Annotated in this window: 12 protein-coding genes; 3 read left to right on the forward strand and 9 right to left on the reverse strand. The window is 47.3% G+C overall.

Going from position 1 to position 14,130, the window contains the following annotated elements; translation table 11 throughout:
• Positions 1–366: 366 nt before the first annotated feature.
• From PN498_RS06515 to sir, 7 genes are all read right to left on the reverse strand, one after another.
• Positions 367–783: a hypothetical protein gene (locus PN498_RS06515; RefSeq protein WP_272061908.1), complete on the reverse strand. Its 417-nt coding sequence runs from the start codon at positions 781–783 to the stop codon at positions 367–369.
• Positions 784–1,574: 791 nt separating this feature from the next.
• Entirely contained in the window at positions 1,575–2,042 is a 468-nt protein-coding gene (locus tag PN498_RS06520) for an SH3 domain-containing protein (protein WP_272061909.1), read from the reverse strand.
• Positions 2,043–2,134: 92 nt separating this feature from the next.
• On the reverse strand, positions 2,135–5,023 hold the full coding sequence (locus PN498_RS06525; RefSeq protein ID WP_272061910.1) for a zinc-dependent metalloprotease: 2,889 nt from the start codon (positions 5,021–5,023) through the stop codon (positions 2,135–2,137).
• 311 nt (positions 5,024–5,334) lie between these two features.
• The gene (locus PN498_RS06530) at positions 5,335–5,811 is read right to left on the reverse strand and encodes a GxxExxY protein (protein WP_272061911.1); all 477 of its coding nucleotides are present in this window, start codon (positions 5,809–5,811) and stop codon (positions 5,335–5,337) included.
• A gap of 273 nt (positions 5,812–6,084) precedes the next feature.
• Positions 6,085–7,410, reverse strand: coding sequence for a dihydrolipoamide acetyltransferase family protein (locus tag PN498_RS06535; protein ID WP_272061912.1), 1,326 nt, complete (start codon positions 7,408–7,410; stop codon positions 6,085–6,087).
• Between the two features lie 127 nt (positions 7,411–7,537).
• Positions 7,538–8,206: a class I SAM-dependent methyltransferase gene (locus PN498_RS06540; protein ID WP_272061913.1), complete on the reverse strand. Its 669-nt coding sequence runs from the start codon at positions 8,204–8,206 to the stop codon at positions 7,538–7,540.
• A 272-nt stretch (positions 8,207–8,478) separates the two neighbouring features.
• Entirely contained in the window at positions 8,479–10,440 is a 1,962-nt protein-coding gene (gene sir / locus PN498_RS06545) for a sulfite reductase, ferredoxin dependent (RefSeq protein ID WP_272061914.1), read from the reverse strand.
• 349 nt (positions 10,441–10,789) lie between these two features.
• Here sir and PN498_RS06550 point away from each other — a divergent pair, with 349 nt between their 5' ends.
• The 3 genes from PN498_RS06550 (at position 10,790) to PN498_RS06560 (ending at position 13,393) form a co-directional block, all read left to right on the forward strand.
• The gene (locus tag PN498_RS06550) at positions 10,790–11,572 is read left to right on the forward strand and encodes an ABC transporter permease (RefSeq protein WP_272061915.1); all 783 of its coding nucleotides are present in this window, start codon (positions 10,790–10,792) and stop codon (positions 11,570–11,572) included.
• A gap of 342 nt (positions 11,573–11,914) precedes the next feature.
• Entirely contained in the window at positions 11,915–12,106 is a 192-nt protein-coding gene (locus PN498_RS06555) for an NblA/ycf18 family protein (RefSeq protein WP_272061916.1), read from the forward strand.
• Positions 12,107–12,517: 411 nt separating this feature from the next.
• Positions 12,518–13,393, forward strand: coding sequence for a universal stress protein (locus PN498_RS06560; RefSeq protein WP_272061917.1), 876 nt, complete (start codon positions 12,518–12,520; stop codon positions 13,391–13,393).
• Between the two features lie 18 nt (positions 13,394–13,411).
• On the opposite strand, the gene PN498_RS06565 is transcribed toward PN498_RS06560, so the two are convergent.
• Together PN498_RS06565 and PN498_RS06570 are read right to left on the reverse strand one after the other, a co-directional pair.
• On the reverse strand, positions 13,412–13,942 hold the full coding sequence (locus PN498_RS06565; RefSeq protein ID WP_272061918.1) for a hypothetical protein: 531 nt from the start codon (positions 13,940–13,942) through the stop codon (positions 13,412–13,414).
• The coding region (locus tag PN498_RS06570; protein ID WP_272061919.1) for a hypothetical protein at positions 13,939–14,130 on the reverse strand (192 nt) is incomplete at its 5' end. The genes PN498_RS06565 and PN498_RS06570, both read right to left, overlap by 4 nt.

The following is a 14,130-nucleotide window of genomic DNA, read 5'->3' on the forward strand; positions in this document are numbered from 1 at the left end:
TTTTCATTCAGGAGGCTTGTTGAAAAGGTAGCGTTACTTGACAGTTGCATAGAGCAGTGGGGCGACTCCGTTGCCAACATATTAAATCAGATTGAGGACTTTTCTAGACTGGAGGCATTTTTTGTTAGAGCTTAACGTTCCTGTCATTTAGGACTGGGGGCAAGGGCGCATTTTTGATAAACTTTAAGTGGAAAGTTTCGAAGCCAAGTTAGTTTATCTACACTGCAAAGTGCTCAAGTACTTAAGGTAAACCGTACTAGTTGGTCTGCTCTAGTATAGTTGGCTGATTCAATAAAAACTGCCTGAATTGAAAGTATTAGGATCGATTCTATACAGTCGAGATTGTTTCAGGATTGGTCTATTGCTTTATACATCAATACTGGATTCCGATTGATCGGAATTCAAAGCTTTAGTGACTAGAGACCAATCAGTATACTTCTCAGTTTCTATACTTTGTTGTTCGTTGATAGTGTCAGGTTTCAAGCTGAGATGAGTACTCTTAGCTGGAGAAAAGAAAATAGAGGTTGCCAAACTCAGTAATGATAAGACAATGGCCCCCACCATAAAGCCCACTATCTTATCTTGTCCTAACTGAGTTGCTTTATGAAGTTCCAGGATTTGAACTTTTTCTTGAAGAGATTTGATTTCTTGCTGTTGCTGTTCAATTCGATATTGCTGCAATCGAGCTTCAGCCTGAACGCTTTGGCATAGCGAAGCCAGCGATTCTAGATTGTTGCCTATGCCAGAGCTGATGGAAGATGGATGAGATGAATTGGTTAGCATGACTATTTAACAGATGTCCCTGTGGTCAACATCTCGATTCTAAGCGCAGGTTCTGATGTAGATAATCGGAAAAGCTGACCAACTTTAACTACGCAATCGTCGATATCCTTATCAGTAGTGGTAACACCCATCAGGGGAAAGACTACTGAAAGAAATTCCGTAATGTACTGAGAAAATATCCGTACCGCCACGCAGAAATTGGTTCTTTCTCCTAACGATTTGTGTTTCTTCTCTAACATTGCGATGTAAAACGCGGCGAAGATCAAACCATCCTAAGCTCCTTCGAAAAGCCGCAATCTTTACTGAGTAAGCTATTCAGCCATTAGCTTTGACTTTGAGGATCTCTTAATCTTTCTGGAAACAGACTTCCGTATTTTGTCGGATACGCTTAAGAAATCATTCCCCATTTCTACGGTAGTGGCGATCGCGGATTTCCGTAGCACGATCCTCATGAGCCTTGTGCCATTGGTGTAAGACACAACAAGGGAAAGGCAAATTCCGGACTCAGAGCAAACTTTACAGAACACATCTGAGCAGCCATAGTTTTAGCCATCTAGGCTTGTACACCCGACAGTATCCAGGGGCTTAGCGCCTTCCGTTGTCCTGACGGAACGCTTGTGCATCCAATAGCAACCAAGGCGCACAGCGCATTGCTAGATGGTCCACCATCTTGCTTTAACAAAATGAGCAACAGTTTAAACAGAAATCCTATTTCTGTCCTTTAGGTGCAAAACTTGAGGATTGCTACGCAACCTCTGAATGTTCTATGGCAGTCCTAATATTGTTTGAGGCTACTGAACTGGTTCGTTCAGGTTTTGAGTATTCCCTGACTTTACCCACCCTTCTTGGCCTGTCTCGTTAACCCGTACTCTCATCCAGCGCTCGTCCTCGCTTGTCTCCATAACCAAAACCTCGTCGTTGTAATCAACGCCTCCGAGCTGTTGGTGTTCCACGCCAGGGCCAGAGCGTAAAACTAGACCGATAGGTTGCACCACAACGGCGTCATAACTACCTGGGGGTCTTTCAGGAGCAGGTTCTGGATTTGGGGTGGGTTCGGGTTGAGGCGACGGAACGGCAGCTGTTTCAGTAGACGTTGGTTGTTCGAGAGCAGCGTCGTTTTCAAACATAGGCTTGGGAGGCAAGACCGATAGCTTTGCCATAAAGTAGCGAGCCGTCGCAATTCCCGTTAGAGACAATAACAGAAGCGCCAGTGTAATGCCCAGTACAAGCTTTGTAAACCCGAGAAAGATTCCCTTCATGATATTCCAGACAAGCCATGCCCATAGGTTGTATATCAGCCTACTGAAAAGGTCAAGGGTACAGCAGGCAATAGCGTCTTTATGTGCGCCTATTACAAACCAATTAATGGTGCTTCTAAAACGCGAGTAATGCGATCGCGGGCGTCTTCCAAATGGGCTTGTGTTGTCACCTCCATTCGTCCGCCATATCGCGATAGGGTATCTTCAACATCTTGTTGAATTTGTCGCAACTGATAGCGAGCCATGACACGGGCATCTTCAGGGGCACCTAGAGTAGATAGTGCAGCCATAAACTCTGTAAAGCTTTGAGCCGAGAGGGCATCCCAGAACGTTCTTCTCAGCACTAAATTAGACAGAATATTGAGGTGATGTCGCTGTAGCCCTCGTCTTAAGCTTGATACAGCTGGTCCGTTCTCTTCTGCGGTTGTCACTTCCGACCAAATGCTTTGGTATAAGGACTCATAGAGTTCTGCCAAGGTCAAAACATCTTCCGCATCCGTTTTGAATTCCAGATCACGGACTCTGGCCAAACGGTCTGAAAGCATCAGTTCACTAAGAGCGATGCTTTGAACTTCTAACACACGCTCATAAATGGGATAGTCCAGAGGATAACGGGTTAGAGCAACTCCCCAATGTCGCCATCGGTCTGGAGCGAGTTGATTGAGCAGCTGCGAAGAAAAATTGAACGCATCAGACGCAAATACCTGGGCATTAAGAGTCGCTAATGCCTCTCGTTGCTTCTCTGCTGGAATCGGCTCGAAGGGAGTTTGTCCTCTTGTTTCCCAAGGATCAACACGGCGAAAACGTTGTCCACCGATATAGTCTGTCAGCGTCAGCGTATTGTTAAAGAAGTAGCCAAACACCAAATCAACCCGTCGTCGAAGACTACCGTATCCTTCTCCAGGGCTGACTGAGAGCCGATTTAGGCGACTCCAAACGGCCTTAGCGTTCTCAATTTGCCATTCAGCGTATTGCAGCGGGTCATTACTCAAATCCCATGCACCCGCTTCTGGATCAATGAAATCTACAATGTCTTCATCAGTCGCGTAGGCTAGTTCTGGTGCGGTGCTACGGCTGAGAATTTCATTTAGCATTCGCTGTTCTTCCCGACGCAGGGGGGATGGCGGTGCTTCACGATAGCCATATTCGATAGCCCAAATATCGTAAGGCCCAAGGCGAGACGGAAAATATTCTCCTTGTTCGATGCCGGGTGGAGCAATATTAGGAGGGAAGTAATCCATTATGGAGCTAACTAACCCCTGAGATTGCGTAATTGTTGGGTTGTTAAGGTCTTCTGGATCAAGGAGCCGACTGCCCGCAAAATTGTGACGCAATCCTAAGGTGTGCCCTACTTCATGAGCAGTTAGTACAACAAGATACTGTTGGATGTAGTCTTCTAGCTTGTCATTTGAGAAGTCTGCTCCAGACAGTACAGAGAGTGCCAAGGCACCGAAAGCATTGTGCTGACTGCTGAGATATCCAGCACAGTGGTCATCGGTTAGGCGATGAGAAGATTGAAAGTCAGGGGCACCAGCACTATTGCGGGTCATCTCCAGTCCTGCCTCGCCATATTGCTGCATTGCTAGCCATTGTAGATACCAAGATTGCGATCGCTGACCGCAAAGCTGTAGATAAAATTCCGTCTCGGGTGCAGAGTCTAGTCCGCGTGTTTGGTACTGCTGCCTCAAAGCACGAACAACGTTAGCATCTAAGATGATGTCAGCATCTAAAATTTCGCCTGTAAATGGGTTTACCCGTGAAGGTCCGAACCCGAGTGCCCACATATCTAAAGAATCGGACCAGCGAATTACGTTGTAACGAACATCGGAGGGATCCCATTCAGCGCTGTCAGGCATCTGCCGAACTTCTATCGCGTCTTGGAATCCGGCTGTTTCAAAGGCTTCATTCCACAGCAGAATGCCCTTTCGAAGGGAATCACGATATTCCTCCGGTACAGTGTTTTCAATCCAAAACACAATGGGTTCCTCAGGAGGAGAGAGTTCAGCTTGGGAATCCTGTTTTTCTAAATGCCAGCGATTGATGTAACGTACGAAGGTATCGGTTCGTTCTGATTGTACCGGTGCTCGAAATACTGTCGGAAAATAGCCCACTCGTTCATCTGCATATCGAGATTTAAAGCCGTTGTTCGTCGGTAATTCTGACAAGCTATACCGGATACTTAACGCAAATCCTCGATTGTCAGGAATGCCTTGTAGAGATAAACCAAAGAGGGCTGCTAGGGGATCAGGAGTTCCTCCTCCAGAGAAAGCAGCCGTCGTTTCTATCTCTAGGTTTTTGGGAAATGCCTTAAGGGTATTAATGCTCGAAAGCTCTGGGTTACGACTGTAGCTACTCAGTATCCAACTCATTGACTGACTGATGTCTGCCAGATCTCTCTCCATAATTAGATTGGAAAGGTCGATAAGTTTGGCTTGTGAGTTTGGCTCAATGCTGATGATATCGACAGCAAGGATAATCGAGTCACTAAATGAAGTGTCTAGTAAACGCTGTTGCCGGGCTTCTCCACTAGGATTCCGAATGTAAGTATTGGGGACCACGATTTGTAGGCGATCGCCTGGCATTTCACGAAACTGGATCAATAAGTCATTGACAGGCCAACCTCGAAAAAGTCCTGCCTCACCAACACCAGATTCCAGCGTTGCCATTAAAAGAAAATTTCTGTTTAATTGCCCCGGTTGGAGTGCTAGATAAACGTCTCCCTTATCAAGGTCACTGTAAAGAGTAAACAATCCCTCCTGTTTGTCCAATCCCTCGACAACTTCCTCAAAGGGTCGCAGCGTAGTTTCTGCATCCTCGTCTTCTTCTGGGATAACATCGGACTCCTGGATAGTATCATCGGCGTCCTGCGCATGAGCTGTGTAGGTGTTTCCTCCTAAAGAGGTTAGGGCAAGCACAGCAGCCAATAAGAGCCCGAGTAAGCATAAGGCCAGGAACTTGAGAGGGCGGATCTGACGAATCATGAATCTCTAAGATTACAGAAAACTCTTTCTAGTGTGACCTTGATGAGAGTTTTATAACCGCTTTGTGAAGAAGTTTCGAAAAGTCTTTGGATTTGGATAGGTCCGCAGATGGCGCAGATGACGCAGATGGGGTTTGGAGGTTTTTGGGGTTTGGATAGGTCCGCAGATGGCGCAGATGACGCAGATGGGGTTTGGAGGTTTTTGGGGTTTGATATAGGTCTGTAGATGGCGTAGATGGCGCAGATGGGGTTTGGGGTTTGGATGGAGCTGTAGGAAATGGAGGGGGAAGGCGTCAGGAATAAGGAGTATCTTTATGAAGACGGCGTTTGGGTAGTGCTGTATGGGAAGGATGGCGTGGACGGGGAACCGCAGGTGGAGATGGGTAGGCTCCAAATAAGTCGTTTGTATTCGAGCTTTGGGGTGCCGAAGTTGAGAAGAAGTGCTTTCGAATTGTTGGAGGCACGAAGATAATTGATAACTTGAGCGTCTTCAGCGCCTCCTGTTTGGCGAAGAGCTTTGAGTTCTACAATGATGGTATCGAAGCAGAGAAAATCTACACGATAGACGGTTTTGAGTCGGATACCGTGATAGTAAATGGGTAACTGTTTTTCTCGTTCGTGTGGAATTCTTCGGTTTTGAAATTCAATTTCTAGTGCTTCTTGGTAAACCGCCTCAAGAAAACCATTGCCTAGATTTCCGTGTACAGCCATGGCTGCTCCGATTATGGCGTAGGTTTGGGAATCTCGTTGTTTCGATGGCTCGGGCTGGTGTGGAGTGTGTTTGGACATTCCTAAGCACTTCTTGATCTCTAGCAGATAAGCGTAGATTTCCCAGAATTTGGACAGCTTTGTATTAAAGAAAGTTGGTGCTGATCAAATTTGGAGTGTTGTTAATGGATCCGCAGATGGCGCAGATGGCGCAGATGGCGCAGATGCAGATGGCGCAGATGTAGATAGAAATGGCTTTTGGTTTGGGCCTGAGGCAATTGGTTGTCGGAGTTTATCGCAAGCATCAAATAAACGACTGTGACCTGCACTATCTTTGTGTCTTATGACGCCTGTCTATAGTGTTAATGACTGCGGCTCGTTTTCAATGAGTTCAGCTAGGTCTTTTAAGAAGGCTGCGGCGTCGGCACCATAGATAATGCGGTGGTCGCAGGTAATGTTGACTTGCATTTGGCGTTTGATGCCTAACATTCCTTCTGGTGTTGCTACGACTGCGGGTCTGGCACCACCGATCGCTAAAATTGACCCTTGTCCTGCTGGCAGAATCGCGTCAAATTTATCAACTCCAAACATGCCTAAATTTGACAGGGTGAAGGTACCTGTGGAGTATTCGTCAGGCTGGAGCTGTTTGGTTCGCGATCGCGCGACTAAGTCCTTCCAAGTGCGCGATAGGGAATAGATATCCATTTGATCGGCGGCCTGAAGAACAGGGGTGATTAGCCCGCCGTCAGGCATCGCAACGGCTACGGAGATATTGATACTGCTGCTATATTGAATGCCTTGTTCGGTATAGCTAGCGTTGAGGAGGGGATGCTTACTCAGAGTTACAGCGACAGCTTTCGCTAGTAGCCCTGTCATCGTTACCCCTTTAGATTTAATCTGCTTGTAGAGCTGATCAAGGGCATCGGTCGTGATGGTGTAGCCAACCCGAAAGGTCGGTACTGTAAGGCTGGCAACCATGTTTCGAACAACTGCCTGCTGCAAGGTATTAAAAGGAACGAGTTGTCCAGGCGCAGCTGGAGAAGTTGTTGGAACGGGAGCAGATGCAGAGGCTGCCGCCGCTGCGGGGGTAGGAAGAGGAGCCGCAACGGGTGGCGAAGGAGGCATGGCTGGAGTGGCTGCCGGCGGTGACGTTGGTGTAGGTGATTTGCCCGCAGCTAGTTCGACATCTTGGGCCACAATACGGCCATGGGGACCACTGCCCTGAACGGTTGCTAGGTCTACCTTGAGCTCTTTAGCTAGCTTACGTGCTCTGGGAGAAATAATAGTACGACCACTGCGAGTAACGCTGCCATTCTGGGGGGCAGAACTGGAAGCGGCAGGTTCGGCAACAGGAGTACTGGTCGCAGGCGTTGACGCTTCTACAAGAGTACTGCCGCCACCCAGACCCGCAGCTTTAGCTTTGGCTTCATCCATTTCGGCTTCAGTTTCAGCGAGTAAAGCGATCGCGTTTCCGACGGAAGCCACTTCGCCAGCCTCGACCACGATGGCGGCTAAATAGCCCTCGTAAAAGGACTCAACATCCATGTCCGCTTTGTCTGATTCAACGATGACAACGGTCTCTCCTTTCTCTACCTTGTCACCGGCTGATTTAACCCAAGAGACAATTTTGCCCTCCGTCATAGTCGAACTTAAGGCGGGCATAAAAACTTCGCGAATCATGGGGAATTTACTTCCGAAACGACAGCCATACAGCGCTGGACAGTACCAGGCAACAGCTTCTAATTCTATCCTGTCGTGATGCCTCCCCGGTATTTTGTGATGCTAAAACACCTAAAGATTCTGATCCCTATTTACGGACTAACCTTTCCATACGCTCGGAAATGACGGCGTAGAATGGGTCATTTCCAGCTAGCCCTAACATTTGCATAATCGTAGGAACCGTAGACGGACGAGAGATCACTTCAGGTGTACTAAACCCAGGTACGGATTGGAAATATTGCTTGACTAGTTCAACTCGTTGAGTCTCAGAACTATCGCGCCAGGCCGAGATTGCTTTTTGATAAAACATGCGATTTGAGAAGCTGACGATCGCAATGCCACCGGGTTTAAGGATGCGATAGATCTCGGCAAATGTTGCTTCAGGATATTGCAGGTATTGAACGGACACGGTGTTCAGAACAGCGTCGAATGACTTGTCTTCAAAGGGCAGACGGTCGTTTTCATTTAGGTTCTGTATAAAGTAGTGGTCAAGGCGAGGATTCTTGGCCAACTCTTCCTCGTTCATGCCATGCCCTTCAACCCAGGCAAAATCCATATCCGTCGGCAGATGAGAAACCCAACTACTCATCATGTCGAAAATACGCATTCCAGGCTTCAGCCGTTCTTGGTATAGGTCTGTTAATTGTTGGATAAAGCCCTCGTCTACGTGGGTAACGAAACGGGGCATTTCATAGAAAAGAGTATCGCTGGTAGTATCGAGCTTGGTTCGCTGACTGGACTGCAACAAAGCTTTCATGAAAGATATATCTGAGGAAACACAATCTTCTTTGATTTTCTCAGATTAAAGAATTTTTGCCATACCAATCTACTGAATAGAACAGTAGCGTCCTAGTAATGCTACTGATATAGTCGTCGTCAGTTCCGTTAGAACAAGATGGTGAGCCATCTAGCTATGGGCTAAGCACTCAGATGCTATTAATGCACAAGCGTAGATGGCTAAATCCACACACATCCAAGCTGGATACACAGCACGTCTATTCTTGAAAGTCTTGAAAGCAAATCTGCGTGTTATGTAGATTTGCTTTCTGCAAGGTATTGAGCAACATAGGCTTTAACAGCATCTGCTGTGATCTGAGACATGGGTCGCCCTTCTCTCTCAACGGCAATTTTAAGCAGATCATACGTGTCGCTATAAACACCGATACGATGCCGCTTGTCTTTTTTACGAGGTCGATAAGTGGCTGGATCGTAACCTGCTGAAAACTTCCGTAAAGCATCGAAGCTGAGCCGATCGCAGAAGTCTCCAAAGGTTTCGTTCCCTTGACGCTGATCGCGGAAGAAGACGAACAACGGCTCCAAGAAAGTCTCTAAGTCATTGACGTGAAGGCGTTCAGTAAACGGTTGAGCTAAGCGCGTTTGGTTCGCAGATCCGCCCAACCAAATTTGATAACTTTCGGGTGCACTACCGACAAAACCTAGCTCTGCCATGTAGGGCCGTGCACAGCCATTTGGGCATCCCGTCATACGAATAACGAAATGTTCGTTTTGCAAACCAACTTTGGTCAGCAGCGATCGCACACGGCCCAAAATATCAGGAATAACTCGTTCAGATTCAGTCACCGCTAGCCCACACATGGGCAAGGCCGGACAAGCCATAGCATGACGCACAATCGGATCAATATCTTCTGGTTGTACGATGCCGTGGTTCGTCAGAATACTCTGAATTGTGTCTTTATCCTGGGGTTTAATGTCATAGAGCACAACACTCTGATTAGCGGTGATGCGCATAGGCACCTGAAAGCGCTCGACAATTTGGCGTAGGGCACTTCTCAGCTTCAAAGTACCGTTATCGTAGATGCGTCCGTTGTCTACGTTCACCCCGACAAACCATTTGCCGTCTCCTTGTTCGTACCAACCCAAATAATCTTCAAATTTCCATTCAGGAAGTGATTTGAAGGGCTGTAAAGGTTTGCCGAAATAATGCTCTAGCTGCTGGCGAAACTTCTCAACTCCCCAGTCATGCAGTAAATACTTCATGCGGGCGTGGCGGCGGTTGTAGCGATCGCCATAGTCCCGCTGAGTCGCTACAATTGCCTTGACAACGTCAAATACGTCGTCTTTATCTACATAAGCAATTTCATCAGCGACGCGGGCAAATGTCTCCTCTTTATTATGAGTGCGCCCCATGCCGCCTCCGGCCAAGACGTTGAATCCTTGTAGCTCACCGGACTCATCCGTCATAACGACAAGTGTCACATCCTGAGTGTAAGCATCTACGGAATTATCACGGGGTACAGTTACCGCCATCTTGAACTTACGAGGCATGTAGTGAGTGCCGTAAATGGGTTCTTCACTGTCGTGAATGAGTGTTCCATTACTATTCTGCTGGCGGGCAGCAACCACATCAGGGTGCTCTTCAACCGTAATCGACTTTTCCCCGTCTAGCCAGATTTCATAATACGCTTCCGTCTGCGGACGCAGAAGGTCGGCAATCTTGTCGGCATACTCCCGAGCAATAACGTATTCTGGCTTGTTCTTGAAAGGAGCCGGTGGAGCCATCACATTCCGATTCAGGTCTCCACAAGCGCCTAATGTGGAACCTAAGTTCTTGATGATCGTGGCAATGGTAGCCTGTAAGTTTTGCTTCAGAATGCCGTGCAGCTGAATGCCCTGGCGTGTGGTTGCCCGCAGATTGCCATAGCCGTAGCGATCGCTCAAATCGTCCAGCGCTATATAAAGCTGCGGCGGGATAAAACCCCCTGGGTTTCGTGTCCGCAACATCATGCGATAATCCTTCTCCTGTCCCTTGACCCGATTATCGCGATTGTCCTGCTGGTATGAACCGTGAAACTTCAAGATCTGAACTGCATTGTCCGTGAAATGAGTCGTGTCTTCGTGCAGTTCAGTTGCTAAAGGTTCCCGTAGAAAATTACTACGCTCCTTAATTCGTTCCAACTTGGAAACTTTCTTCTCGGGAACAGTTTTCGTTTCGGAAACGGGCTGACTTTGCCGTATCGGAGTCTGAACCATAGGACGTCTTAAAAATTGGAACTCTATATTATGTAAATCGGTGCTGGAGTCACCCTGACACTCTAAAAAGGCCCCTGTAAGAGCTGTCCGAAGTATTCTACGGTAACCCGGTCGGGATTTGGGTGAATAAACTCATAGTAGCACTGGATCCCGCACAGCGATTTCCGATTTTAGATTTGTAATATTTGAAACAAAAATATCCGGATCACGGCATGAGGTCATGATGCCGAACGCTGGAAACAGCTCTTTCACCCCCCAGTACCCAGTAGTGCTGCCAACGGTGAAGTGCTATAACGTGCAGAACAGGAAACGTAACCTTATTGAACGCTTTGCAGGATTGAGAGATTGCATGATCATCACCAAACTGCTGAGAGAAGTCCTTGCAGTAGCACAACGAATTCTGACAGAACTCCTTCGACGGCGACGAAGCTTAATTTTTTGGATTGCCTTTCCAGCCTCCATGCTAGTGATGAATAGTCTAATTCTTCAAGAGCGTGCTCAAATCACCGCAGCAGAAGCTTACCAATGGTCAGCAGCTCCCACATTGGTAGGCGCCGCTCTGTTTTTTAGTTGCTTAGGGGGGAGCATTGCCACCGTTGTTTCAGAACGCGAACAGCAAACGCTCAAACGCCTCTTTCTGTCTCCCCTTAGCGGTGTTTCCTATTTTTTGGGTATTTTTGTTGCCCACTGCTGTATTGGTTTAGGGCAAGCCCTCCTGGTATGGGCGATCGCTCGCAGCGTCGGGGCTAATTTTTCAGGTTCACTCATACTGGCTGGCCTCGTCATTTTGCTGAGCATTGCAGCCTATGTAGGATTGGGATTTATCTTGGGAACTCAATTTGCCCGTCGAACTGAAGATGTTAACGCTCTGACCGCTACGTTTGGAGTTCCTCTGTTGCTGCTAGGAGGCGCGTTTCTGCCTGTAAGCCTCTTCCCAGATACCCTAATCGAGCTAGCACAATACAACCCGATTTATCACATGATTCTGTCTCTCGAAGGCGTAACGACTAACGAAGACGGCATTGGAGAGGTTTTTCCTCATTTGACATTCCTAACTGTCTTCTCAGGTGCGATGGTCCTCTTAGGCTGGTGGGCCTATCGCCAGATGTTGAACAAGGAACGGCATCTCTGAAGCATCTAACAAGTGGAAGAATATTTGAAATATTGCCCTGTTGGTTGTCTAGACAAATTTAAGGGTATGGCTATTTGACATCTCTTCGGATCGCCTGCTGGGGACAAAAATCGAGGAAGACTAATGCCCCTTCTATCGGAACATCTTCGCTTCGAAACGTATCGTACTTATCCGTTCTCCTCGAAATAGTATTGTATTTGTCAATTGTTTTTTACATTTTGTAAGATATTTATGGTCACTTGCGGAGAGTTCCTTCTTCGGAGGGAATGACAGATATAACCTGCTCGTTAATCTGTTTAACAAACCTTTGCAGGTGTTGTTTCTCAAGTTGGATGTTTAGTTATGAACGAATCTACACAGCTCACCCTAGAACAGCAGTTCAGCTTGCGCTCTTTTGAGACTCAAGTGAACAAAATGAGCCGAGAGCAAGCTCAGGAGTTTCTAGTCAAGCTCTATGAGCAGATGATGATGCGCGAAACGATGTACAAGCATTTTCTCAAGCATGAGTGGGGGATTGATTCCTCAGCTGCTTAAGCTGATGTTCTGATGCGTCTTCCGTGAAGGAGCGACCTCCTTCTCTCGCTGAGTTCTTCAAGGAATTGAGCTGGGGATGTTGGGGCGTTACCCTTTCGTCTTTCACCAGAGGTATCGATTTGACCGATTCCAGAGCGCAGCTTAATGATTGGACAATTTCGATGTCAATGAAGAAAATTGGACGTCTCTGCCTCATTGAGTTAAAGTCCCTCTGCTAAAGAGAATCATTTATTAATCTAGCTTTCGTAGAAAATATAAACCTTTAAAGCAAAAGTTATCTCATACCTGCATACAGCTTGCCCACGCCATTGCCACCTTGGAAAGATATTGCAGTCCGTCTAGGGTGGATTGCTGGAGAAGCCTAAATGCATCATTATGGGGACGCAGAGCTTCGGGGAATGCCTAACCGTTATGTTTCAGCGAGTTCTTATCAGCACTGACTTCAAAGATGGCTTGTATCGATTAGGATGTGTCGTTCCCAGTTTGGTGCAAGCAGGTGTTACAGAAGCCACATTTTTTCACAACGTGGCCGTGCAGACAGATCGCAGCGTTCCAAAAGTTGATGAAGACGGGATGAAAGCAGCCCGCAAGCGATTTGAAGAGAGTATCCAAACGGTACCTGAAGGTGTCACGGTGGATATTCATGTGACGTGCGGTCGTCCTAGTGACAACATCATCAAGCAGGTCGAGAGTTCTAAATGTGAAGTCCTTTTCTTGGGAACGCCTACCCGCAGTGCGCTCTCTGAAAAGCTATTTGGCAGTACAACCGCCAAGCTGATAGAACGCACCTCCGTTCCCATGATTATTTTGCGGCCACAACTTATTTCGACTTACACGACAGACGAGCTGTCGCTTCGCTGTCGTAACCTAATGCACAATTTGCTCATCCCCTATGACGGAACCAAGGGATCTTCAGAGTTTCTAGACACTCTGAAAACACAGATTGCTAAAAATCCTCCCCCTGAAAATCATAAATACTGGTTGCTGTGGGTTATTGATGAAAACATTCGTCGTGAACTACGAGGGGACAACCCGCTTCAGGAGGCTCAAGCAAGACTACAGCAAGCAGCTAATACCTTGAGAGAGCTGAATGTCACGGTTGAAACTGTAGTTAAAGAGGGAGATCCCTTCGAAGAAATTATGAATGCCGCTGACTATTATGATATTGGCGCGATCGCGACCTCATCGCGCGGCATTGGCGGCTTCTTGCGCTGGTCAGTACCCAGTCTAACTCGCGAGATTTTGCGGCAGAGCTGGCATCCAGTCCTTTACTTCCCTAAAGGCTAAAGGGCTTCCAATGCTTCTCTATTCGGTATCTAGGTAAAGCGATTCTAGCTGCTGCGAGATTTTCTCCTTCATATTGTTGTTCAGCTCGTCTTTCAACATTCTCTTGCTGATGTTGGGACTGCCTACAGAGGGCCGACTACGAGCTGTCATGACCCACCCTTGCAACATTTTGCGTTGAGGGTCAGCAATATTGCAGGCGACAACATGAGCACATTTTTGGGGTTCTTTTGTCGAAAAGAATAGGACCTTGTAAGAACCGTATTTTCCAAGCTGAAAGGCAATCTCTTGCCCTGAATGCGTCTTTAAATCTAGATAACAGGGCAGCCATCGAGTCCCGTTTTTGGGATTGTAGAGGACGGTTAACCACAGCACCATTGGATGGGGCGTCATCGTACAGATGAACGTGTTGTAGCGAGTCCCTCGTAAACGCTTGGCAATTTCGACCGGGGGCATCATGACCCAAAGAGTCGTGATTGGTGCATGGCTGGTTTGCAGAATGTGAGGAAAAACAATCTCAGCAATGGGTTTATTTTGAGGCCACGACGTCAAACGACAGATGTCAACCCCTGAGGGTTTTGTCGGACTGGGTTTGATAATACTGGACTTTGGACAATCAGGGTGACTGAAGAGCAGGAAAGTGGTAGAGGATTGGAAACTCTAAGCCCTACCACTGATGTCAACCTATCTTGAACCGCTGCGCCAATTTCGCCAAGCGATTTACGAAAGCTTTCCGTATC

The organism is Oscillatoria sp. CS-180 (assembly GCF_028330965.1).
Lineage (GTDB): Bacteria > Cyanobacteriota > Cyanobacteriia > Phormidesmidales > Phormidesmidaceae > Halomicronema.